This window comes from Cellulomonas sp. Root137 (genome assembly GCF_001426725.1).
In the GTDB taxonomy this organism is placed as follows: domain Bacteria; phylum Actinomycetota; class Actinomycetes; order Actinomycetales; family Cellulomonadaceae; genus Cellulomonas.
The window spans coordinates 34,255-55,435 of the sequence record NZ_LMFG01000002.1 but is presented as its reverse complement, the minus strand read 5'-3'; the positions used below and the strand labels follow the sequence as shown (position 1 = coordinate 55,435).

Genomic DNA, 21,181 nt, shown 5'->3' with positions numbered 1-21,181 from the left:
CTGCCTCCGTGGGCGGGCGGCGCATCTTCGGGCCTGGTGACCTGGACGACGCGCGGTGCCGCCCCTCCCAGCCTGCTCAGCGACGAGCGCGGCACCAGATCCGTTGGTCCCTAGTCGGTCGACCGGTTGCCGACGTCACGCGAAGCGGGCGGCGATCCCGGGGTAGTCGACCACCAGCCCGGCGTCGTCGTACGTCAGCACCGCCTCGAACCCGCCCTCCGACATGTACGCGACGCGGTGCTCGTCGAGCCGGCGGTAGGTCTGGTCCAGGCGCCGCACGACGAGGTCCGACACCTGCACGTACACCGCGGGCGCGGCGACGAGCTCGCCCACGGGCGTCGCCATCCGGTGGACGGGCAGCGTGTTCGTGCACGCGGACGCCTCGAGGTCGACGTCGACGAGCCCGTCCAGCGCCGGCGCGTGCACCCCGTCGACCGTCCACGTCCCGCGCCCGTCGGAGACCAGCACCGTCGTGCGCGTCCCGTCCACGGTGTCGGCGCGCACCCGCACCTCTCGGGTGACCCATCCGTCGAGCGTGATCTCGTACGCCACGGCGTAGGCCCGGCCGTCCTCGACCGCGGAGGTGTGTCCGCGCAGCGTGCCCGGTCCGGCGAAGACCACCTCGAAGCCGTCGACCGCGTCGACGAACCGCCAGGCGGCGAACGGCGGGAGCGCGGTGCTCACCCGGGGTCGCCCGCGCGACGCAGCACCTCGTGCGCGTGCTTGAGCACCGGGCCGTCGACCAGCTGCCCCTCCCACCGGAACGCCCCGTGCTGCCCGACCGCGGCCGCGAGCACGGCGCGCGCCCGCTCGACCTCGGCCGCCCCCGGCCGGTAGGCCGCCCGGATCACCTCGACCTGCGACGGGTGGATGCACGCCGTGGCCGTGAACCCGCAGGCCGCGGCGTCGGCGGCCTCCGCGGCGAGCCCGTCGACGTCGTCGATGTCCAGGTGCACCGCGTCGATCACCGCCTTGCCGAACGCGCCCGCGGCCAGCAGCACGGCGGACCGCGCGTGCGTCGCCACGTCGCGGTACGCCCCGGACGGTGCCCGGCTGGACGTCCCGCGCAGCGACGCGACCAGGTCCTCGGCACCCCACATGAGCCCGACGACGTTCGGCTCGGCGGCGATCGAGGCCACGTTGACCACGCCGGCCGCGGTCTCGATGAGCGCGACGACCTCGTAGCCCGCGAGCGCGCGGACGTCGTCGGCGGACGAGGTCTTGGCCAGCATCAGCGTGCGGTAGGGCGTCTGCGCCAGGGCGCGCAGGTCGTCGTCGAGGTCGGGGGCGGGGTTCACGCGGACGATCGTGCGCGCGGGGTCCAGCGGGACGGTGGCCAGCAGGGATCGCGCGGACGCCTTCGCGTGGGGGTTGACCGCGTCCTCCAGGTCGAGGATCACGGAGTCGGCGCGGGCCGCGGCCTTCTCGTACCGCTCGGGCCGGTCGGCCGGGCAGAACAGGAGCGCCGGGCCCCTCATGGCGTGCACCAGAACAGGACGGTCCGTGTCGCGACGGCCACGACGACGTCGTCCTGGTTCCGCCCGGTGTGCTCGAGCGTCACGACGCCCTGTCCGGGCCGCGACGACGAGAGGCGCTTGTCCGTGACCACGGTCGACGAGTAGAGCGTGTCCCCGTGGAACAGCGGGTGCGGGAACCGGACGTCGGTGAACCCGAGGTTGGCGACGATGGTCCCCTGGGTCAGCTGCGCGACCGAGCTCCCCACCAGCACGGCCAGGGTCATCATCGAGTTCACCAGCCGCTGCCCGAACGGCTGACCGGACGACCACGCCGCGTCCAGGTGCAGCGCCTGCGGGTTCATGGTCAGCGTCGAGAACAGGACGTTGTCCGCCTCGGTCATCGTGCGTCCGGGGCGGTGCACGTACCGGACGTCGAGCTCGAGCTCCTCGTAGTACAGCCCCCGCTGCTCCACGTCGCGGGTCATCGAGGCGCCCCCGAGAAGCCCAGCTCCCGCGCGATCACCATGAGCTGCACCTGCGTGGTCCCCTCCCCGATCTCCAGGATCTTCGAGTCGCGGTAGTGCCGGGCCACCGGGTTCTCGTTCATCACGCCGTACCCGCCGAAGATCTGCGTCGCGTCCCGGGCGTTGTCCATCGCCGCCTCGCTGCCGATGAGCTTGGCCAGGCTCGCCTCGAGCTTGAATGGCTGCCCGGCCACGAGCCGGCGTGCGGCGTCGAGCCACGCGAGCCGGGCGGAGTGCACCCGCGCCTCCATCCGGGCGATCGTGAACGCGATGTGCTGGTTGTCGCCGATCGGGTGGCCGAACACGTTGCGGCTCTTGGCGTACCGCATGGCCTCCTCGAGGCAGCCCTGCGCAGCCCCCGTGCACAGGGCGGCGAACGCGACGCGGCCCTCGTCGAGGGTCTGGATGAACTGCGCGAAGCCGCGGCCGCGCTCCCCGAGCAGGTTGGCCTCGGGCACGCGCACGTCCTCGAACCGCAGCGGGTGGGTGTCGGAGGTGTGCCAGCCGACCTTGTCGTAGGCCGGCAGCACGGTCAGCCCGGGGGTGTCGCTGGGGACCAGGATCGCGGTGAGCTCCTTCTTCACCGAGCCGTCGGCGCGCACGGTCTCGCCCGTGACCGCGGTGATGGTGATGAGCCGCGTGATCGCCGAGCCCGAGTTGGTGATGAACTGCTTGGTCCCGTCGATCACCCACTGACCGTCCTCGAGTCGCGCGGTGGTCTTGGTGCCGGCGGCGTCGGACCCGGCCTCGGCCTCCGTCAGCCCGAAGGCCGCGAGCGCCTCGCCCCGCGCGAGCATCGGGATCCACTCCCGCTTCTGCGCCTCGGTCCCGCTGCGCCACACCGGCATCGCGCCGAGGCCGACCCCGGCCTCGAGCGTCACGGCGATCGACTGGTCCACCCGCGCCAGCTGCTCGACCGCCAGACAGAGGTCCACGTAGTCGCGGCCCTGGCCGCCGTACTCGGTGGGGAACGGCAGCCCGAACAGCCCCATCTCCCCCATCTGGGCGAGGATCTCGTAGGGCAGCTCGCGCTTGGTGTCGTATTCGTAGGCGGCGGGCGCGACGACGGTGTCGGCGAAGTCCCGCACCTCGTCGCGGAGCTTCTGCTGCTCGGGGGTGAGGTCGGACGTCATGCCGGTGTCCCTTCGTCGGGGTGGCCGGTGATGGTGGCCACCACGTGGTCGAGTGCCACCCGGTCGGTCGGTCGGACCGTGAGGGTGACGATGCCGTCGCTGGGCGCGACGACCCGGTGCTCCATCTTCATCGCCTCGATGGTGAGGAGGTTCTGTCCCGTGACCACCTGGTCGCCGGTGCGCACGTCGACCGAGACGACGATGCCGGGCATCGGCGAGCGCACCTCCGGGTCGGCCGGGCGGGTGCCGCGGGTGAGGGCGGCGAGCTCGTCGGCCAGCCGCTCCACGCGGCTGCGGAAGCGCAGCTCGGAGGTGCCGACCCAGGTGACCGGGCCGTCCGAGACGAGGCGCAGCGGGCGCACGACGCCGTCGACCTCGAGCGCCACGGAGGAGGGTCCGGTCCGCTCCAGCGATGCGTGGACGGGCGCGTCGTCGCCGACCGTGACGGTCGCACCGTCGGGCGGACCGAGCACCGACACCTCGACGTCGTCGACCTCGTAGCGCACGGGTCGGTGATCTCCGAGGCGCCAGCCGTCGGTCCCCCACGCGCCGACGGGTGCCGGGTGGCGGGCGAGGACCGCGGCGATGATCGGGGCAGCCTCGGTCGAGGGCGTCAGGCGTCCGAGCAGGCCGGTCTCCAGCCGGCCGGCCCGCACGTCGGGGTCGGCCAGCACCTGCCGCAGGAACGCGAGGTTGGTCCGGACGCCGAGGATCGTGGTGCCGGCCAGCGCGCGGTCCAGGCGGGCGAGAGCCGTGGCGCGGTCCGGTCCCCACGCGACGACCTTGGCCAGCATCGGGTCGTAGGCGGACCCGATCTCCAGCCCGGCGTACAGCGAGCTGTCGACGCGGATCCCCTCGCCGGCCGGCTCGTCGAGCACCCGCACGGTCCCGGTGCTCGGCAGGAAGTCCCGGAGGGGGTCCTCGGCGTAGACGCGCGCCTCGATCGCGTGCCCGGTCAGCCGCACGTCGGTCTGCTGGACGCCCAGCGGCTCTCCCGCGGCGATCCGCAGCTGCCACGCGACCAGGTCCAGCCCGGTGACCAGCTCGGTGACCGGGTGCTCCACCTGCAGCCGCGTGTTCATCTCCATGAAGAAGAACTCCGTGGGCGCCTCGTCGGACACCAGGAACTCCACCGTCCCGGCTCCCACGTAGCCGACGCTCCGCGCCACCTCGCACGCGGCCGCACCGATCCGGTCCCGGGTGGCGGCGTCCAGGAGCGGCGACGGCGCCTCCTCGACGACCTTCTGGTGGCGGCGCTGCAGCGAGCACTCGCGCTCGCCGAGGTGGACGACGTTCCCCAGGGTGTCGGCGAGCAGCTGGACCTCGATGTGCCGCGGGGTCCGCACCAGACGCTCGAGCAGCAGCGTGTCGTCGCCGAACGCCGCGGCGGCCACGCGACGGGCGCCGACGAGGGCATCGGCCAGGTCCTCGGCACGCTCGACGACCGTCATGCCCTTGCCGCCCCCGCCCGCGGACGGCTTGACCAGCAGCGGGTACCCGACGCGGTCGGCGTCGGCCGCATCGGTCGACGACGAGCCCGGGATCACCGGCACCCCCGCGGCCGAGACGTGCTCCTTCGCGCGGATCTTGTCGCCCATGAGCTCCAGGGCCTTCACCCCGGGCCCGACGAACACGACGCCCGCCGCCTCGCACGCCCGCGCGAGGTCCGCGTTCTCGGAGAGGAACCCGTACCCGGGGTGGATCGCCTCGGCATGAGCGGACCGCGCGGCCTCGATCACCGCGTCGATCGACAGGTAGGACTCGACGCGGATCGCCGAGTCCGCGCGCGCCACGTGGAGCGCAGCGCGGTCTCCGTCCGTGAACACCGCGACCGACCGGATCCCGAGGGTGCGGAGCGTCGCGATGACCCGGCAGGCGATCTCCCCCCGGTTCGCCACCAGCACGGTCCCGAACATGCCGCTCACATCCGGAAGAGCCCGAAGCGGGGCTCTCCGAGGGGGACGCCGGCGCACACGTCGAGGGCCATGCCGAGCATCCGCCGGGTGTCCGCGGGATCGATGATCCCGTCGTCCCACAGCCGCGCGGTCGAGTAGTACGGGCTCCCCTGCGTCTCGTACTGCTCCCGCAGCGGAGCCTTGAACGCCTCCTCGTCCTCGGCGGACCACTGGTCACCCAGCTGCTCGCGGCGGACGGTCGCCAGCACCGACGACGCCTGCGCGCCGCCCATCACCGAGATCCGGCCGGCGGGCCACATCCAGAGGAACCGCGGACCGTACGCCCGCCCGCACATGGAGTAGTTGCCGGCCCCGAACGAGCCGCCGATCACCACGGTCAGCTTGGGCACCCGGGTGGTGGCGACGGCGGTCACCATCTTGGCGCCGTGCTTCGCGATCCCGCCGGCCTCGTAGTCGCGGCCGACCATGAAGCCGGAGATGTTCTGCAGGAACACGAGCGGGATCCCCCGCTGGTCGCAGAGCTCGATGAAGTGGGCTCCCTTGACCGCCGACTCGCTGAACAGGACCCCGTTGTTGGCGACGATCCCCACCGGGTGCCCGTGCAGCCGCGCGAACCCGGTGACCAGCGTGGTGCCGTACTCCCGCTTGAACTCGTGCAGCTCGCTGCCGTCGACCAGCCGCGCGATCACCTCGTGCACGTCGTACGCGGTCTGCAGGTCCGTGGGCACGACGCCGTACAGCTGACCCTCGTCGACCTTCGGCGGCCGGCTCTCCTGCACGTCCCACGCGGTCTGTCGTGGGGCGGGAAGGGTGGCGACGATGTCCCGCACGATCTGCAGCGCGTGCGCATCGTTCTCGGCCAGATGGTCGGTGACACCCGACGTCCGCGAGTGCAGCTCCCCGCCGCCCAGGTCCTCGGCCGTGACCACCTCACCGGTCGCCGCCTTCACCAGCGGCGGGCCGCCCAGGAAGATCGTGCCCTGGCCGCGCACGATCACGGTCTCGTCGCTCATCGCGGGCACGTAGGCACCGCCCGCCGTGCAGGAGCCCATCACGCACGCGACCTGCGGGATCCCCTCGGCGGACATCCGGGCCTGGTTGTAGAAGATCCGGCCGAAGTGGTCGCGGTCCGGGAACACCTCGTCCTGCATCGGCAGGAACGCGCCGCCGGAGTCGACCAGGTAGATGCACGGCAGCCGGTTCTCGAGCGCGATCTCCTGCGCGCGCAGGTGCTTCTTCACCGTGAGCGGGTAGTAGGTGCCGCCCTTCACGGTCGCGTCGTTGGACAGGACCATGACGTGCCGGCCGTGCACCAGGCCGATCCCCGCGATCACCCCCGCGCCGGGCGCCTCGCCGCCGTAGAGCTCGTGCGCGGCCAGCGGTGCGACCTCGAGGAACGGGCTGCCGTCGTCGAGCAGGACGTCGATCCGCTCGCGCGGCAGCAGCTTGCCGCGGGCCACGTGCCGCTCCCGCGAGCGCAGGGGGCCGCCCTCGGCCGCGGTGCGGAGCCGGTCCCGCAGCTCGCCGACGAGGGCGCGCTGCGACCGGTCGTTCGCGACGAACGAGTCCGCGGCGGGGTCCGCCGTCGTGCTGAGCATCTCCATCGACGCTGTCTCCACGGGGGTGGTGGGAGAGACGAACTGAGTTAGTGATCGCTAACTGAAATGAGGCTAGTGTTCGATCACCCCGTTGTCCATCGAGGAGCTCGCACCACATGAGTGAGGCCCCGACCACCGCCCGCGTCCGCGCGAAGGCCGAGCGCCGTGACGCCCTGCTGTCCGAGGCGGCCCGGCTGTTCGCCAGCCACGGGTTCGACGGGGTGTCGATCGAGGACCTGGGCTCGTCGGTCGGCGTCAGCGGGCCGGCCGTCTACCGCCACTTCCCCAGCAAGCAGGCCGTGCTCGCCGCGCTCCTGGTGGGGGCCAGTGAGGGTCTGCTCGACGGCGGTCAGGCGGTCGTGGGCGCGTCGGGCGACGACGCACCGGCCGCGCTGCGCGCACTCGTCCGGTTCCACGTCGAGTTCGCCCTGCGGGATCCCGACGTCATCCGGGTGCAGGACCGCAGCCTTGCGGCGCTGTCCCCGCAGGACCGCCAATCGGTCCGTGACCTGCAGCGTCGCTACATCGACCTGTGGGTGGACGTGCTCGCCCGGCTCAGCCCGTCCACCGAGCGCGCCGAGCTCCGCCTGCGCGCCCAGGCCACGTTCGGACTGCTCAACTCGACCCCGCACAGCGCGCGCGCGGTGACGGCGGCCCGCACGCGGGCCGTGCTGGAGCAGATGGCGCTGGCCGCCCTGCGGCCGTCACTCGGCTGACGAACCGCTGAACCAGCCCGCGGCGTCGAGGTGGGCCGGGGCTCGGACGCCGAGGTCGGCGAGCGCGTCCCCGACCGCCTCCAGCTGGTCGGCGCCGATGCGCTGCGCCCACGCGTCGCGGAGCTCGTTGAACACCTGCTCCCCCGTGCGCAGCAGCCCGCGCCCCCGGTGGGTCAGCGAGTAGAGCCGGCGGCGGCCGTCGCGCGCGTCGGCCTCGACGGCCACGTAGCCCTCCGCCTCGAGGAAGCCGACGGTCTTGATCACGGCCTGCTTCGAGATGCCCAGCTCCCGCGCGAGCTCGGCGGTGGTGTCAGCCCCGGCGAGGATCGAGCGCAGGGCGAAGTCGTGGATGGGCCGGATCTTGTCGTAGCCGCGGTCGGCCAGCTCGGCGCTCCCCGCGTCGGCGAGCGCGCGGAAGCCCCCCAGCAGAAGGAGCGCGAGGTCAGCACCGGAACGCGTCATGGCGCCATGTTACGACAACCTGGTTGACGTATCGACAACCATGTTTCTACACTTGTCACAACCTGGTTGTCCAAAACCTCCGAAGGAGCGACACCATGACCGTCACGACCGCCGCCTCGATCCCCGAGGTCACGCACCACCGCGTCACCCTCGACGGCACCGAGCTGCACTACGTCACCGCCGGCGCCACCGGGACGCCGGTCCTGCTCGTGCACGGGTTCCCCGAGTCGTGGTGGGCGTTCCACAAGCTCATCCCGTTGCTCGCTGCCGAGCACCGCGTCATCGCCGTCGACCTGCCGGGGTTCGGCGACTCCGGCACCGATCCCGGCGAGTACACGAGCTCGACGTTCGCCGACAGCCTGCGCGGGCTGATCGCCCACCTCGACCTCGGCCCCGTCCACCTCACCGGCCAGGACATCAGCGGGACCCCCACCTTCCGCCTGGCCGCCCAGCACCCCGACCTCCTGCGCAGCTACACCGCCATCGAGGCGGCGCTGCCGGGGTTCGGGCTGGAGCTGCTCGCCGACGTGGCGCACGGCGGGGCGTGGCACGTCGGGTTCCTCGGGGCTCCGGGCATCCCCGAGATGCTGCTCGCGGGGCGGGAGCGCGAGTTCCTCACCGGATTCGCCTTCCCCGCCATGAACGGCACCCCGGGCGCCCTCAGCGACGAGGACGTCGAGGAGTTCACGCGGGTGTACTCGCGCCCCGAGGGCCTTCGCGGGACCACCGGCATCTACGGTTCCGTGCTCACGGAGGGCGCCGAGATCACGCGGCTCGCCACCGAGCACAGGCTGACGATGCCCGTCCTGGCGGTCGACGCCGGCAGCGGGCCGTTCACCAGCGGGACGATGCACGCGGTCGCCGCCGACGTCACCACCGCGACCATCGAGGGGATCGGCCACTTCGTCGCCATGGAGGCTCCCGAGGAGCTGGCCCACGCGCTCCTCGGCTTCTACCGCAGCCTCGACTCCTGACCGCGCCGCCCCAGGGTCGGAGGCCGGCACCGCACGACGGCGGTGCCGGCGGTCGTCGCGCCCCGCTAGACCATGCTCACGACGGAGCCGGGCCGCGCGAGGATCGTGCCCACGTCGGCCAGGAACCGCGCGGCCTCCGCTCCGTCCACCAGCCGGTGGTCGAACGACAGGCTGAGCGTCATCACGCTGCGCAGCGCGAGCTGGTCCTGGAACTCCCACGGCCGGCGTCGGATCGCGCCCATGGCCAGGATCGCCGCCTGCCCCGGCACCAGGATCGGCGTGCCGGTGTCCACGCCGAAGACCCCGATGTTGGTGATCGTGATCGTCCCCCCGGCCAGGTCCGCGGGCGTCGACGTCCCCGCCCGTGCGCTCTCGGTCAGCGCCCCGATCGCGTCCGCGAGGTCCGGCAGCCGCAGGCGGTCCGCGTCCTTGATGCTCGGCACGAGCAGCCCGCGCGGGGTCGCCGCAGCGATGCCGAGGTTGACGTAGCCGAACTGGACGATCTCCCCCGCGGCCTCGTCCCAGTGCGCGTTGAGCGACGGGTTGCGACCGAGCGCGATCGTCACGGCCTTGGCGACGAGCGTGAGGATCGAGATCCGGTGGCCCTCCAGCGCGCGGTCGTGCTTGAGCTCGTCGAGCAGGTCGAGGGTGGGGGTGACGTCGATCGTCAGCGACGTCGACGCGTGCGGAGCCGTGAACGCGCTGGCCACCATCGCAGCGGCCGTCTGCTTGCGCACCCCCGCGATCGGGGTCCGCACCTCGCGCGCCGACTCGGGCGGGCTGGGCGTCGGCACGGTCTCGACGGGCCGCGCGAGGCCGGGCCGGTGCGCGGCGGACAACGCGTCGGGCCGGCGTGCCGCCGGGGAGACGTCCACACCGGACACCGCCCGCAGGACGTCCTCCCGCGTGATCATCCCGTCCTTGCCCGAGCCCTCCATCTTGTTCAGGTCGACCCCGAGGTCGTGCGCGAGCTTGCGCACCGGGGGGAGCACCTTGGGCCCGATGCGACCGCCCGCGAGGGCCAGACCGACCTCGTCGGCGACCGCGTGCGCCGCGGTCCAGTCCTCCGACTTCGACCGGCGGCGGGGTCGCGACGACCCCTCGACCAGCGGCCCGTACCCGACGAGCACGGCGGTCCGCTCGGGCGCGGCGGGTTCGCCCTCCGCGGCCGGCTCGACAGCGGGCGACGTCGGAGCCGTGGCATCGGCCGGAGCCGTGGCATCGGCCGGAACCTCCACCGCGATCGTCAGCAGCGCGGTCCCCACGGGCACGGTGGCTCCGGGCTCGACGAGCAGCTCGGCGACCACGCCGGCGTACGGCGACGGCAGCTGGACCAGCGCCTTCGCGGTCTCCACCTCGGCGACCACCTGGTTCAGCTCGACGGTGTCACCCACGGCGACAGTCCACTCCACCAGGTCGGACTCGGTGAGACCCTCGCCCAGGTCGGGCAGCGTGACCGTCTGGATCGTGGTCATGACGCCCTCCATCCGGTCAGCGAGTGCTGTCTGCCCATCACGCGGTCGACGGCGTCGAGGATCCGGTCGAGGTCGGGCAGGAAGTGCTCCTCGAGCTTCGCGGCGGGGTACGGGGTGTCGAACCCGGTGACGCGTACCGGTGCGGACCTGAGGACGTCGAAGCAGCGGTCCGTGATGCTCGCGATGATCTCGGCGCCCAGACCGCCGCTGGCCTGGGCCTCGTGCGTCACGACGAGCCGGCCGGTCTTGCGCACGGACGCCTCGAGCGTGTCGACGTCGATCGGCGACAGCGACCGCAGGTCCACCACCTCGACCGACAGCCCGTCGTCCTGCGCGGCTAGGGCGGCGTCCCGCGCGGTGATGACCAGCGGGCCGTAGGTGGCGAGCGTGACGTCCGTGCCCTCGACGACCACGCGTGCGCGGTCCAGCAGCGGGACGTCGTCGAACGACTCGTCGACCTCGCCCTTGACCCAGTACCGCCGCTTCGGCTCGAAGAACACCACGGGGTCGTCGCACGCGATCGCCTGGCGGATCATCGTGTGCGCGTCCTGCGGGCTCGCGCAGGTGACCACGCGCAGGCCCGGCGTGTGGGCGAAGTAGGCCTCGGGTGACTCGGAGTGGTGCTCGACCGCCCCGATGCCACCGCCGTACGGGATCCGGACGGTGATCGGCATGCGGACCGCGCCCCCGGTCCGGTAGTGGATCCGCGCCACCTGGGTGACCAGCTGGTCGACCGCCGGGTAGACGAACCCGTCGAACTGGATCTCCACGACCGGTCGGTACCCCCGGTACGCCAGGCCGACCGCGACGCCCATGATCCCGGACTCGGCCAACGGTGTGTCCATGACGCGGTCGGCGCCGAAGTCGCGCTGGAGCCCGTCGGTCACCCGGAACACTCCCCCGAGGGTGCCGATGTCCTCGCCGAGGAGCACCACCGTCGGGTCGTCGTCGAGCGCGTGCCGCAGGCCGGAGTTCAGGGCCGCGGCCAGGGTCATCGTGGTCATCACGCCTCCTCGTCGAACATGGCGAGGTAGGCGGCGTACTGGCTGCGCTGCCGTTCGAGCGCGGGCGACGGCTCGACGAACACGTCCTCGAAGACGCTCAGCGGCTCCGGGACCGGCAGCCCGTAGCAGCCGCTGCGCATGGCCGCGGCGAACGTCTCGGCCTTCTCCTTGACCTGCGAGATGCGCTCCTCGGAGAGTGCGTCGCGCGCGTGCAGCAGGTGTTCGAGCCGGACGATCGGGTCCTTGGCGGCCCAGAGCGCCTTGTCCTCGGGGTTCACGTACCGGGTGGGGTCGTCGGACGTGGTGTGCGGACCCATCCGGTAGGTGACCGCCTCGATGAACGTGGGGCCGTCGCCGCGCCGAGCCCGGTCCAGGGCCGACCGCGTGGCGGCCATCACCGCGAGGACGTCGTTGCCGTCCACCCGGATGCCGGGGATGCCGTAGCCGGCCGCGCGGTCCGCGATCGGGCGCTGCGCCTGCAGGCCCACCGGCTCGGAGATCGCCCACTGGTTGTTCTGGCAGAAGAAGATCACCGGGGCCGTGAAGGTCGCGGCGAAGACCATCGCCTCGTGCACGTCGCCCTTGCTGGTGGCACCGTCGCCGAAGTACGCGACCGCCACCGAGTCGACGCCGTCCTTCACGCAGCCGAGCGCGTACCCGGTGGCGTGCAGGGTCTGCGAGCCGATCATCACCTGCGGCGTGGCCATCCCGATCGCCCGCGGGTCCCAGCCCGCGAGCGCGGTCCCCCGCCAGACGCGCATGAGGTCGGTCGGCTGGGCGCCCCGGCAGTACGCGACGCCGTTCTCGCGGTAGCTGCTGAACACGAAGTCGTCGCTGCGCAGCGCGCGGGCGGAGCCGATCTGCGCGGCCTCCTGACCGAGGAGCGGCGGCCACAGCCCGAGCTGTCCCTGCCGCTGGAGCGCGACGGCCTCGGTGTCGAAGCGGCGCACGACGACCATGTCCTCGTACAGGGCTTCGAGCTGCTCGTCGTCGACGTCGGCGATCCACGGGTCATACTCGGGATCCGGCCGACGGACGCCGTCGGGGGTCACCAGCTGCAGTGCTTCCGCCTGCTGATGGGTGGGCAGGGCACGGCTGGGTGACACATCTGCACGCAACATGTTTCGCTCCGTTGTGGTGGCGGAACCGTCGCTCTTGTGAAGCTAGGCCCCATTGCCTGATGTCCCGCCAGGGTAAGTCCGCAAGGGACCTTGTGCCCATGGGCTAGCGCGAGTGTCGACCGGTCGGCGCACAATGTCGTCGTCGACAGGAGGCAAGAATGGACAAGGTCGTCCAGTCCGCCGTCGAGGCGGTAGCCGACATCCCCGACGGGGCGACCCTCGCGGTCGGTGGGTTCGGCTTGTGCGGTATCCCGAGCGTGCTGATCCACGCTCTGCTCGACTCCGGCGTCCAGGACCTGGAGGTGGTGAGCAACAACTGCGGTGTGGACGACTGGGGGCTCGGGCTGCTGCTGCAGGCGGGTCGCATCCGGCGGATCATCGCCTCGTACGTGGGTGAGAACAAGGAGTTCGCCCGGCAGTACCTGGCCGGGGAGCTCGAGGTGGAGCTGACCCCGCAGGGCACGCTCGCGGAGCGTCTTCGTGCAGGTGGGAGCGGGATCGCGGCGTTCTACACGCGGACCGGGGTGGGCACGTTGGTGGCCTCCGGCGGGCTGCCGTGGCGGTACTCCCCGGACGGATCGGTCCTGGTGTCGTCGCCTCCCAAGCCGGTCGAGACGTTCTCGGTACGAGGGGTGTCGCACGAGTTCGTGCGGGAAGAGGCGATCACTGCGGACTACGCCCTGGTGCGGGCCGCCGTCGGAGATCGGCAGGGGAACCTGGTGTTCCACGCGTCCGCGCGGAACTTCAACCCGCTGTGCGCGACGGCGGGCGCGGTGACGATCGCGGAGGTCGAGGAGCTTGTTCCGGTGGGGTCTCTGGACCCCGATGCGATCCACCTGCCGGGGATCTTCGTGGACCGGGTCGTCCCACTTTCACCCGCCGAGGCCGAGGACAAGCGGATCGAGCGGAGGACGGTCTCATGAGTCTGACGCGGGAGCAGATGGCCGCGCGGGCCGCCCTGGAGCTGGCCGACGGGTCCTACGTGAACCTCGGGATCGGGCTGCCGACGCTGGTGCCGGGGTATGTCCCGGCGGGGGTGTCGGTCGTCCTGCAGTCGGAGAACGGGGTGCTCGGGGTGGGGCCGTACCCCTCCGACGACGACGTCGACCCCGATCTCATCAACGCCGGCAAGGAGACGATCACGATCGCCCCGGGGGCGTCGTACTTCGACTCGGCGACGTCCTTCGCGATGATCCGCGGCGGGAAGGTCGACGTCGCGATCCTCGGGGCGATGCAGGTGTCGTCGTCCGGGGACATCGCCAACTGGATGATCCCCGGGAAGATGGTCAAGGGCATGGGCGGCGCGATGGACCTCGTGCACGGGGCGCGGCGGATCGTCGTGCTCATGGAGCACGTGGCGCGGGACGGGTCGGCGAAGATCCTGCCCGAGTGCACGCTGCCGCTGACCGGGGTCGGGGTGGTGGATCGGATCATCACCGACCTGGCGGTGCTGGATGTGACGCCCGACGGACTCGTGCTGCGGGAGTGTGCGCCGGGCGTATCCGTCGACGAGGTCCTCGCCGCAACTCCCCTGGTGCCGTTGAAGGTGGTGCTCTCATGACTGCTGACCGCGAGGTCGTGATCGTGTCGTTCGCGCGGACGCCGATGGCGCGGCTGAACGGCGCCCTGTCGTCGCTGTCCGCCGCATCCCTGGGAGCCGTCGCCCTCCGTGGCGCCCTCTCCCGGGCGGGCATCGACCCGGCGTCGGTGGACCAGGTGCTGATGGGCCAGGTCGTGCAGGCCGGTGCGGGCCAGAACCCCGCACGGCAGGCGGCCGTGAAGGCCGGCATCCCCTGGACCGTGCCGGCGATGACGCTCAACAAGGTCTGCCTCAGCGGGCTGACCGCGATCATCGACGCCGCGCGCATGATCCGGCTCGGTGAGGCGTCGATCGTGGTCGCCGGTGGGCAGGAGTCGATGAGTCAGGCGCCGCACCTGCTGCCGGGGTCGCGTCGCGGGTGGACCTACGGCGACATCCAGGCCGTCGACTCCCTGGCGTTCGACGGGCTGACCGACGCGTTCGACCGGGAGTCGATGGGGTCGTCGACCGAGCGCGGGAACACGACGCTGGCGATCCCCCGGGAGGCGCAGGACCTCGTGGCCGTGGAGAGCCACCGGCGCGCGTCCGAGGCCGCGTCCTCCGGCGTGTTCGCGGAGGAGATCGAGCCGGTGGAGGTGCCGCAGCGGCGCGGCGCCCCTGTGGTCGTGTCGGTGGACGAGGGTCTTCGGCCCGAGACGTCACTGGAGTCTCTGGCAGCGCTGCGGCCGGCGTTCTCGGCCGACGGGACGATCACCGCCGGCAACGCCTCTCCCCTGACCGACGGAGCCGCGGCCGTGGTGGTCGCCGCCCGGGAGGTCGTCGAGGAGCGCGGGCTGTCGTGGCTGGCGACCGTCGGCGCGTCCGGGCAGGTGGCGGGGCCGGACAACTCGCTGCACTCGCAGCCGTCGGCGGCGATCACGGCTGCACTGGCACGTGCCGGCTGGGACCTGTCGGCTATCGACCTCCTGGAGATCAACGAGGCCTTCGGGTCGGTCGTGGTGCAGTCGCTCCGCGACCTGTCGTACCCGCTGGAGCAGACGAACATCCACGGCGGCGCGATCGCGCTCGGGCACCCGATCGGGGCGTCCGGGGCGCGGTTGGCGGGTCACGCGGCGAGCGAGCTGGCACGTCGCGGATCCGGCCGGGCCGGCGTGGCCCTGTGCGGGGGCGGTGGACAGGGAGAAGCGCTGCTGCTGTGGCGGGACCCCACCTGACGACCTATCCGCGCAGGTACGGCTCGAGCAGCGCCTCCGTGGCGGCGTAGGCGCGCTCGAGGTCACCGTTCTGCTCGACGCGGCGCGAGGCGGCGTGCACCAGCGCGTTGACCAGCTCGCTCGTGGTCTCCGGGTCGGGGACGCCGAGCTCGGTGAGTGCCTCGACGATGGGCACCAGCAGCCGGTCGTGGAACTCGCGCGACCGGCGCGCCAGGTCCTCCGACGGGGCGACGAGCGCGAGCGTGCGCGCGAGGGCGTGCTCACCGTCCGCCACCAGCTCGAGGTTGGCACGGACGAACGCGAGGATGCGGCCACGCGGGTCGGCCGCCGCGGCGATCGCGGTGTCCAGGCGCTCCTGCCAGCGCGGGAAGGCCTCGCTGACGACGGCGGACAGGAGGTCCTCGCGCGACGTGTAGTACTGGTAGACGCTCGACCGGGACAGGCCGGTGAGCTCCCCGACCTCCGCGAGGGTGGGGATGCGGTCGGGCTCCGCCATCAGCAGGGTGTGGGCGGCGGCGATCAGCGCACGCTCGCGCCCGGCGCGGTGCTCAGCGACGGTGGGAGCGTCGATCCGGGGCATGGCGTCCTTCCTCTGGCGGGGGCGACGACAGCCTATTTCGATGCCCCCGCAGGTACGGCACGGGCACTGCCCCAGCCGTACCTGCGGGGGTGCCTCAGAGTGCCCGGAGCTTCCCGTCCACCATCTCCAGCACGCGGTCGCAGTGCTTCAGCACGTCGTGGTCGTGCGTGACCATCACGGTGGCCACGGAGAACGCGTGCGTCTCGCGGGCGAGCAGCTCGACGATCTCGTGGCTGCGCCGACGGTCGAGCGCCGCGGTCGGCTCGTCGACCAGCAGCACCGACGGCGATGTCACGAGCGCCCGCGCGATGCCGACGCGCTGCCGCTCTCCCCCGGACAGCCGCCCCGGGCGCCGGTCGGCGTGCCCGGCCATCCCGACCGCGTCGAGCAGAGCCTCCGGGGGCGTGGCGGCTCGTCGACCGGTGATCTTCTCGACGAGGCGAAGCTGGTCGATCGCCGTGAGCGCGGGGACGAGGTTGCCCGACTGGAACACGAAGCCGACGTGGTCGCGGCGGAACGTCGCCAGCGCGCGTGACGACAGCTCGGTCAGCTCGATCCCGTCGACCACGACCGAGCCGGCCGTGGGCTGGGTGAGCCCGCCCGCGACGGCGAGGAGGCTCGACTTGCCGGCGCCGGAGGGCCCGACGACCGCGACCAGCTCGCCGGGCGACACCGCGAGGTCGACGCAGTCCAGCGCGGCGACCTGGTCGTCGCCGTCGCCGAAGGTCAGGGTGACGCCGGACAGGCTCAGGCCTGTGCCGACCCGGGTGGTGGTGGTCGTGGTCATCGGTTCTCTCCCAGCGCGGTGACGGGGTCGACGGAGGCGATACGGGCGGTGGCGACGGCGGCGCCGATCAGGCCGAGAGCGAGCAGCAGCCCCGCTCCGCCGAGGATCGGGCCGAGCTCCAGGGCGAACGGCATGCCGGTGCCCTCGAGCAGCGCCCCGAACCCGAGGCCGATGCCGACACCCACGGCGACGGAGCCGACGAGCATGATCGCGGCCTGCAGGACGCCGTCGGTGAGCAGGAACCGCGTCGAGGCACCGATGGCTCGCATGACAGCGAGCTCACGGGTGCGCTGGACGGTCCAGAGCGTGAAGAACGCACCGACGACCAGCGCCGCGATGGCGTACAGGAACACCTGGATGAGCTGCATGGTCATCAGCTCGGCGCTGTAGCCGGGCGAGGAGTCGAAGGTCTCCTCGAGCGAGCGCGCCGACGTCCCCGCGACCGACGTCTCCGCCGGTGCGCCGTCGATCCCGCGCAGCGCGACCACGCTCGCGACGTCGTAGGCCTCAGGCTCAGGCACCTCGCCCGGCAGGACCCCGGCGTGCACCTCCTGCCAGGTGCGCAGCGGCAGGAACGCGATGTCGACGTGCCCGAACGTCCGCTGGTCGGCGGTGAACCCGACCACCTCGAGCTGGGTGCCCAGCCGGTCGAGGGTCACGACATCACCCAGCTCGACGCCCTCGTCCTTGGCGGACGCGCTGACCACGATCTCGCCCTCGCCGACGAGCTCCCGACCCTCGCTGGCCTCCGGTGCGACGAACCCGTCCGGCTCGACGCCGAACAGCGTGAGGTCGATCGCCGTGCCGTCCTCGTTCTTGCCGTTGACGATCGCCGTGCCGAGCAGCTCCGCGTCCGCGACGTCGTCCTGCGCCGCCCACGCGTCACGCTGCGCGGTCGTCACCTCGGAGCGGGTGAAGGCGGAGTCGGTCTTGACGCCGTCGGCGAATGCCACGGACTGGATGGGGCTGCGCATGAGGCCGGAGACGCCGTCGACGACGAGGCCGGACGACAGGCCGGACAGCATGACCATCAGCACCGAGATGAGCGCGACGACCGCGGCCATCAGGCCGAACCGGACGCGCGCGAACGCGAGCTCACGTAGCGCAAGAAACACAGTGGACCTCTCAGACAGGACGACCGAGTCTTCCCGACACGGTGTCGTTATCTTATCCACACCGTGTCGGGAAGAGTCGCACCGTCGAACCGCCCCCCGGTCAGACCCGGCTCGCGCGTCGACGTTCCGTGAGCCGCCGCGACTTCGCCTGGTTGCCGCAGTCCGTCATGCTGCACCACCGGCGGCTGCCGTTCTTCGACGTGTCGACGAACAGGTACTGACAGCCATCCTGGGACGCGCACGCCTTCACGCGGTCGAGCGAGCGGCTCGTCGCGAGCTCGATCGCCGACTGCGCGACCCGCCAGCGTGGCAGCCGCAGATCGAGCTCCCACGTCCACCGGAGGCCGGCCTCACCGGGCTCGAGCCTGCCGTGCCGGAGCGCCTCGGTGTATGCCTGCTGGACCGCCGTCGGGTCAGGTGCGCCCCCCGTGGCTCGCCCGTGGAAGAGATCGAACACGGCCTCACGAAGAGCCCGGGTGCGCGCGAGCTCCTCCGCGGCCGCCTCGGGCTCGGCGTCGGCGCGGGCCAGGAGCGCCGTCGCCTCCACCGCCGACAGGCCGCCGGCCCGCGACACCCAGTCGACGACGTCGGCGTAGGTCGTGAAGTAGTCCAGCGGGACCTCCAGCACCCGGCCGTCCACCGAGTTCGCGACGTCCAGGCACAGTGCCCCAGCGACCAGCTCGGGGGGCGTCTGTCGATCGTCCACCGACGTCTCCATTCTGCTACTTGCATACCTTGTTTTGATGGTAGCGCACGCGTAGGCTACCGGTATAACACCGTTCACTGGTAGCGGAGGTCATCATGATCGACGGATTGGCGTACATCGGAGCACGGGCCACGTGGAACCTGCAGCACTCGGCGATGCCGGACGCCCCGGTGGTGGCGGACCAGGTGAGGCAGCGCCGCGGCACCAGCATGCGAGTCCTCGTCGCACGAGCACTCCGGAGAGCCGCGGAGCTGCTCGACCCCGGTCCCCGCCCGCGGCTGATCGCCCACTGACGCAGCTGAACCGAACGACCGGCCCGTCACGTCGCTCAGGGCCGCGACCCCGACAGCACGCTGCTCCACCGGCGCACGAGCGCCGTGTGCCCGATGCCGGCCATGCGGGCGGGGACGTGCCGCATCACGAACCCGGTCGCGGCGCCGGGCACCTGGTTCGGGCGCTCGGCGGCGGCCACCTGGGACATCCGCCGCACCCTGGGCACGCGATGGCTCTCGTACCGGCGCACGGCACGGACGGCGTCCCCGTCCGAGCGCAGCGCCTCGCGCAGGGCCCAGGCGTCGTCCAACGCCTGGTTCGCGCCCTGCCCCGCTGTCGGTGGCACGGCGTGGGCGGCATCTCCCAGGAGAGTCGTCGGTCCGCGTCCCCACGTGTCCGGCACCTCGTGGGTGCGGTGCGCGAAAGGGTCCACCGTCTCGATCCGACCGAGGACGTCGGTCACAGGCCGGGCGTAGTCCCGGAACATCTCCCGGAGCCACGCCGCGTCGACGGTCCGCCATCCCTCCGCCGGCACCCGGACGTCGAACCAGACGAGCGTCAGCTGCGGGCCGACCGGCATGATGCCGCAGAACCCGGCGCGCCCCACGTACGAGGCGCCGGACCGGTCGTCGAGGACGCCCTGCATCGAGCCGTGGACGAGCGACTGCACCGTCATCCACCCGCTCGTGCGGGCGGGCTGCGCCGAGAGGACGGACCGACGCACCACCGACGACGTGCCGTCGGCGCCGACGACGAGATCCGCCTCCCGCGACGAGCCGTCGGACAGCAGCACCGTCGCGGACTCCTCGTGGGGCGCCACGTCGCTGACCTCGGTGCCGAGCTCCACGACGCCGGCCGGGACCTGGTCGGCGAGCAGGCGCAGGAGGTCCCGTCGCAGGATGTTGCGGACCGGGTAGCCGGTCCGGCGCGCCATCTCGGCGAAATCGATCGTCATCAGCGGAGTCCCGTCGCCGCGGTGCATCCGCATCACCCCCACGGGTGCACCCGTCCCGGTCACGTCGACACCGAACGCGTCCAGCGCCGCAAGACCGTTCGGGAAGAGGGTGACGGCACCGCCGCTCGCCCTGAGCTCGGTCGACTGCTCGAGGACCGCGAGGTGCTCGCCGTCCCTGAGACCGGCCGCCAGCGCGAGGCCACCGACCCCGGCACCGACGACGAGGATCCGGCGAGGAGCCATCGGGAGCGCCACCTCCAGCGGTGTCATGACGACCCGGTGGGGCGGGCCGGCAGGTCTTCCCTCACGATGGACGGGCGCACGGGTCGAGGGCAAGGGTTCCGCGGGCGTGATGCGGTGGCACCATGAGTGCCGTGCAGGAGGAGAGCCCGCCAGCGACAGCCAGGGGGCACCGCCTCGCGCGCATGACCGGGCGCGACCCGGGCGCGGACCACCGAGCCGCGTCCCCGCTGGAGCTCCTCTTCGACCTCACCTTCGTGGTCGCCTTCGGACAGGCCGCCAACGAGCTCTCGCACCTCGTCGCCGACGGGCACGCGGCTCCGGGCATCCTCGGATTCGTCTTCGCCATCGGCGCCACCTGCTGGGCCTGGGTCAACTTCTCCTGGTTCGCGTCCGCCTACGACACCGACGACTGGCTGTTCCGGGTCATGACCCTGGTCCAGATGATCGGCGTCGTCGTGCTCACCCTCGGCCTCCCGGCGCTGTTCGAGTCCCTGGAGGTCGGAGGCACCGTCGACAACGGCGTGCTCGTGGCCGGCTACGTGGTCATGCGTGTCGCCATGATCGCGCAGTGGCTGCGCGTCGCGGTCCAGGACCCGCTGCGCCGCAGCACGGCCCTCGCGTACGCCGTCCTCGTCGGGATCGCGCAGCTCGCATGGATCGCTCTCGTGCTCGTCCCGCAGTCCGCGCTCGCCTTCTTCGTCTGCGCCGGCCTGCTCTTCGTGTTCGAGGCCGCGTGCCCGGTGATCGCCGAGCGCAGGTCGTCGGGCACCCCGTGGAACCCGCTGCACATCGCCGAGCGCTACGGGCTCCTCGCGATCATCGCGCTCGGCGAAGGCATCTTCGGCACCGTCGCTGCGGTCTCCGCCCTGGTGGACCACCAGGGCTGGAGCACGGAGGCCGTCCTCGTGGTGGTGGCGGGGGTCGGGATCACGTTCGGCCTGTGGTGGACGTACTTCATCGTGCCGTCCGGCGAGCTCCTCGCCCGGCACCGCGAGCGGTCCGTCGTGTGGGGCTACGGCCAGATCGTCATCCTCGGTGCCATCGCGGCCATCGGTGCGGGCCTGCACGTCGCCGCCGACGTGATCGACGGGCACGCGGCGGTCGGTGTGATGGCGGCGATCGTGTCGGTGTCCGTGCCCGCGCTGGTGTTCTCCGTGACCCTGCTCGCGCTGCACACCTACCTGCTGCGCGAGCTGGACCGGGTCATGGTCGGCCTCGTCGCCGGCTGCGTCGCCACACTGGTCGCCGCGATCGGCCTCGCCGCCGCGGGAGCGCCGATCGGGGTGTGCCTGGTCGTCGTCACGATCGCGCCGGCGGTGGTCGTGGTCGGCTACGAGACCGTGGGGTACCGCCGCGAGGCCGCAGCCGTCGAACGCGCACTGGCGTAG

General features: G+C 72.3%; 22 protein-coding genes. 7 read left to right on the top strand and 15 right to left on the bottom strand.

Features of this window, described 5'->3' with window-relative positions; genetic code table 11:
• Positions 1–135 precede the first annotated feature (135 nt).
• From ASD18_RS12655 to ASD18_RS12630, 6 genes are read right to left on the bottom strand one after another with little or no spacing between them, the layout of a single operon-like run.
• Positions 136–684: a putative glycolipid-binding domain-containing protein gene (locus tag ASD18_RS12655; protein WP_056092338.1), complete on the bottom strand. Its 549-nt coding sequence runs from the start codon at positions 682–684 to the stop codon at positions 136–138.
• Positions 681–1,478: a CoA ester lyase gene (locus ASD18_RS12650; protein ID WP_056093559.1), complete on the bottom strand. Its 798-nt coding sequence runs from the start codon at positions 1,476–1,478 to the stop codon at positions 681–683. Before ASD18_RS12650 ends, ASD18_RS12655 begins: the two co-directional genes overlap by 4 nt.
• Positions 1,475–1,942, bottom strand: coding sequence for a MaoC family dehydratase (locus ASD18_RS12645; protein ID WP_056092335.1), 468 nt, complete (start codon positions 1,940–1,942; stop codon positions 1,475–1,477). The genes ASD18_RS12650 and ASD18_RS12645 overlap by 4 nt, the downstream gene beginning before the upstream one ends.
• Positions 1,939–3,114, bottom strand: coding sequence for an acyl-CoA dehydrogenase family protein (locus ASD18_RS12640; RefSeq protein WP_056092334.1), 1,176 nt, complete (start codon positions 3,112–3,114; stop codon positions 1,939–1,941). The genes ASD18_RS12645 and ASD18_RS12640 overlap by 4 nt, the downstream gene beginning before the upstream one ends.
• Positions 3,111–5,030, bottom strand: a complete 1,920-nt coding sequence (locus tag ASD18_RS12635; RefSeq protein ID WP_056092332.1) for a biotin carboxylase N-terminal domain-containing protein — start codon at positions 5,028–5,030, stop codon at positions 3,111–3,113. Before ASD18_RS12635 ends, ASD18_RS12640 begins: the two co-directional genes overlap by 4 nt.
• Before the next feature lie 5 nt (positions 5,031–5,035).
• Positions 5,036–6,634, bottom strand: a complete 1,599-nt coding sequence (locus tag ASD18_RS12630; RefSeq protein WP_056092329.1) for a carboxyl transferase domain-containing protein — start codon at positions 6,632–6,634, stop codon at positions 5,036–5,038.
• Between the two features lie 110 nt (positions 6,635–6,744).
• Here ASD18_RS12630 and ASD18_RS12625 point away from each other — a divergent pair, with 110 nt between their 5' ends.
• On the top strand, positions 6,745–7,344 hold the full coding sequence (locus ASD18_RS12625) for a TetR/AcrR family transcriptional regulator (RefSeq protein WP_056092326.1): 600 nt from the start codon (positions 6,745–6,747) through the stop codon (positions 7,342–7,344).
• Here the strand turns inward: ASD18_RS12625 and ASD18_RS12620 are convergent.
• A complete protein-coding gene (locus tag ASD18_RS12620) occupies positions 7,333–7,806 on the bottom strand; it encodes a MarR family winged helix-turn-helix transcriptional regulator (RefSeq protein ID WP_056092323.1) in 474 nt (157 codons plus the stop codon). The two genes, ASD18_RS12625 and ASD18_RS12620, sit on opposite strands and share 12 nt — an antisense overlap.
• A 95-nt stretch (positions 7,807–7,901) precedes the next feature.
• Between ASD18_RS12620 and ASD18_RS12615 the strand changes: the two genes are divergently transcribed.
• On the top strand, positions 7,902–8,780 hold the full coding sequence (locus tag ASD18_RS12615; protein WP_056092320.1) for an alpha/beta fold hydrolase: 879 nt from the start codon (positions 7,902–7,904) through the stop codon (positions 8,778–8,780).
• Positions 8,781–8,845: 65 nt separating this feature from the next.
• Here the strand turns inward: ASD18_RS12615 and ASD18_RS12610 are convergent, their stop codons facing one another.
• The 3 genes from ASD18_RS12610 to pdhA are packed head-to-tail and all read right to left on the bottom strand — an operon-like array spanning position 8,846 to position 12,380.
• Complete coding sequence (locus ASD18_RS12610; RefSeq protein WP_056093556.1) at positions 8,846–10,255, bottom strand: dihydrolipoamide acetyltransferase family protein; 1,410 nt, start codon at positions 10,253–10,255, stop codon at positions 8,846–8,848.
• Complete coding sequence (locus ASD18_RS12605; protein ID WP_056092316.1) at positions 10,252–11,259, bottom strand: alpha-ketoacid dehydrogenase subunit beta; 1,008 nt, start codon at positions 11,257–11,259, stop codon at positions 10,252–10,254. The genes ASD18_RS12610 and ASD18_RS12605 overlap by 4 nt, the downstream gene beginning before the upstream one ends.
• Positions 11,259–12,380: a pyruvate dehydrogenase (acetyl-transferring) E1 component subunit alpha gene (gene pdhA, locus ASD18_RS12600; protein WP_056092314.1), complete on the bottom strand. Its 1,122-nt coding sequence runs from the start codon at positions 12,378–12,380 to the stop codon at positions 11,259–11,261. The genes ASD18_RS12605 and pdhA overlap by 1 nt, the downstream gene beginning before the upstream one ends.
• 158 nt (positions 12,381–12,538) lie before the next feature.
• Between pdhA and ASD18_RS12595 the strand changes: the two genes are divergently transcribed.
• Genes ASD18_RS12595 through ASD18_RS12585 form a run of 3 tightly spaced genes read left to right on the top strand, consistent with a single transcriptional unit; the run spans position 12,539 to position 15,134 of the window.
• Positions 12,539–13,303 carry a CoA transferase subunit A gene (locus ASD18_RS12595; RefSeq protein WP_056092311.1) on the top strand — a complete coding sequence of 255 codons (765 nt, stop codon included), beginning with the start codon at positions 12,539–12,541 and terminating at the stop codon, positions 13,301–13,303.
• A complete protein-coding gene (locus tag ASD18_RS12590; protein ID WP_056092308.1) occupies positions 13,300–13,941 on the top strand; it encodes a CoA transferase subunit B in 642 nt (213 codons plus the stop codon). Before ASD18_RS12595 ends, ASD18_RS12590 begins: the two co-directional genes overlap by 4 nt.
• Positions 13,938–15,134, top strand: a complete 1,197-nt coding sequence (locus ASD18_RS12585; protein WP_056092305.1) for an acetyl-CoA C-acyltransferase — start codon at positions 13,938–13,940, stop codon at positions 15,132–15,134. The genes ASD18_RS12590 and ASD18_RS12585 overlap by 4 nt, the downstream gene beginning before the upstream one ends.
• A gap of 4 nt (positions 15,135–15,138) precedes the next feature.
• Here the strand turns inward: ASD18_RS12585 and ASD18_RS12580 are convergent, their stop codons facing one another.
• The 4 genes from ASD18_RS12580 to ASD18_RS21350 form a co-directional block, all read right to left on the bottom strand.
• The gene (locus tag ASD18_RS12580; RefSeq protein ID WP_056092303.1) at positions 15,139–15,714 is read right to left on the bottom strand and encodes a TetR/AcrR family transcriptional regulator; all 576 of its coding nucleotides are present in this window, start codon (positions 15,712–15,714) and stop codon (positions 15,139–15,141) included.
• A gap of 94 nt (positions 15,715–15,808) precedes the next feature.
• Complete coding sequence (locus tag ASD18_RS12575) at positions 15,809–16,501, bottom strand: ABC transporter ATP-binding protein (RefSeq protein WP_056092300.1); 693 nt, start codon at positions 16,499–16,501, stop codon at positions 15,809–15,811.
• Positions 16,498–17,616 (bottom strand): ABC transporter permease, encoded by a 1,119-nt coding sequence (locus tag ASD18_RS12570; protein WP_200938611.1) that lies wholly within the window; start codon positions 17,614–17,616, stop codon positions 16,498–16,500. The genes ASD18_RS12575 and ASD18_RS12570 overlap by 4 nt, the downstream gene beginning before the upstream one ends.
• A gap of 100 nt (positions 17,617–17,716) precedes the next feature.
• The gene (locus tag ASD18_RS21350) at positions 17,717–18,322 is read right to left on the bottom strand and encodes a CGNR zinc finger domain-containing protein (protein ID WP_200938610.1); all 606 of its coding nucleotides are present in this window, start codon (positions 18,320–18,322) and stop codon (positions 17,717–17,719) included.
• Positions 18,323–18,417: 95 nt separating this feature from the next.
• Between ASD18_RS21350 and ASD18_RS12560 the strand changes: the two genes are divergently transcribed.
• On the top strand, positions 18,418–18,615 hold the full coding sequence (locus ASD18_RS12560) for a hypothetical protein (protein WP_056092293.1): 198 nt from the start codon (positions 18,418–18,420) through the stop codon (positions 18,613–18,615).
• 35 nt (positions 18,616–18,650) lie between these two features.
• Here ASD18_RS12560 and ASD18_RS12555 read toward each other — a convergent pair whose 3' ends face one another.
• Positions 18,651–19,820: an NAD(P)/FAD-dependent oxidoreductase gene (locus ASD18_RS12555; RefSeq protein WP_056092290.1), complete on the bottom strand. Its 1,170-nt coding sequence runs from the start codon at positions 19,818–19,820 to the stop codon at positions 18,651–18,653.
• 95 nt (positions 19,821–19,915) lie between these two features.
• Between ASD18_RS12555 and ASD18_RS12550 the strand changes: the two genes are divergently transcribed.
• Complete coding sequence (locus ASD18_RS12550) at positions 19,916–21,181, top strand: low temperature requirement protein A (protein ID WP_056092286.1); 1,266 nt, start codon at positions 19,916–19,918, stop codon at positions 21,179–21,181.

Bases quoted from the DNA above. Each gene is read 5' to 3' on its own strand.
- ASD18_RS12585 (WP_056092305.1), top strand. From the start codon at position 13,938: ATGACTGCTGACCGCGAGGTCGTGATCGTGTCGTTCGCGCGGACGCCG.
- ASD18_RS12580 (WP_056092303.1), bottom strand. From the start codon at position 15,714: ATGCCCCGGATCGACGCTCCCACCGTCGCTGAGCACCGCGCCGGGCGC.
- ASD18_RS12640 (WP_056092334.1), bottom strand. From the start codon at position 3,114: ATGACGTCCGACCTCACCCCCGAGCAGCAGAAGCTCCGCGACGAGGTG.
- ASD18_RS12555 (WP_056092290.1), bottom strand. From the start codon at position 19,820: ATGACACCGCTGGAGGTGGCGCTCCCGATGGCTCCTCGCCGGATCCTC.
- ASD18_RS12625 (WP_056092326.1), top strand. From the start codon at position 6,745: ATGAGTGAGGCCCCGACCACCGCCCGCGTCCGCGCGAAGGCCGAGCGC.
- pdhA (WP_056092314.1), bottom strand. From the start codon at position 12,380: ATGTTGCGTGCAGATGTGTCACCCAGCCGTGCCCTGCCCACCCATCAG.
- ASD18_RS12575 (WP_056092300.1), bottom strand. From the start codon at position 16,501: ATGACCACGACCACCACCACCCGGGTCGGCACAGGCCTGAGCCTGTCC.
- ASD18_RS12645 (WP_056092335.1), bottom strand. From the start codon at position 1,942: ATGACCCGCGACGTGGAGCAGCGGGGGCTGTACTACGAGGAGCTCGAG.
- ASD18_RS12605 (WP_056092316.1), bottom strand. From the start codon at position 11,259: ATGACCACGATGACCCTGGCCGCGGCCCTGAACTCCGGCCTGCGGCAC.
- ASD18_RS12620 (WP_056092323.1), bottom strand. From the start codon at position 7,806: ATGACGCGTTCCGGTGCTGACCTCGCGCTCCTTCTGCTGGGGGGCTTC.
- ASD18_RS12615 (WP_056092320.1), top strand. From the start codon at position 7,902: ATGACCGTCACGACCGCCGCCTCGATCCCCGAGGTCACGCACCACCGC.
- ASD18_RS12550 (WP_056092286.1), top strand. From the start codon at position 19,916: ATGAGTGCCGTGCAGGAGGAGAGCCCGCCAGCGACAGCCAGGGGGCAC.
- ASD18_RS12630 (WP_056092329.1), bottom strand. From the start codon at position 6,634: ATGGAGATGCTCAGCACGACGGCGGACCCCGCCGCGGACTCGTTCGTC.
- ASD18_RS12610 (WP_056093556.1), bottom strand. From the start codon at position 10,255: ATGACCACGATCCAGACGGTCACGCTGCCCGACCTGGGCGAGGGTCTC.
- ASD18_RS12595 (WP_056092311.1), top strand. From the start codon at position 12,539: ATGGACAAGGTCGTCCAGTCCGCCGTCGAGGCGGTAGCCGACATCCCC.
- ASD18_RS12560 (WP_056092293.1), top strand. From the start codon at position 18,418: ATGATCGACGGATTGGCGTACATCGGAGCACGGGCCACGTGGAACCTG.
- ASD18_RS12650 (WP_056093559.1), bottom strand. From the start codon at position 1,478: ATGAGGGGCCCGGCGCTCCTGTTCTGCCCGGCCGACCGGCCCGAGCGG.
- ASD18_RS12590 (WP_056092308.1), top strand. From the start codon at position 13,300: ATGAGTCTGACGCGGGAGCAGATGGCCGCGCGGGCCGCCCTGGAGCTG.
- ASD18_RS12635 (WP_056092332.1), bottom strand. From the start codon at position 5,030: ATGTTCGGGACCGTGCTGGTGGCGAACCGGGGGGAGATCGCCTGCCGG.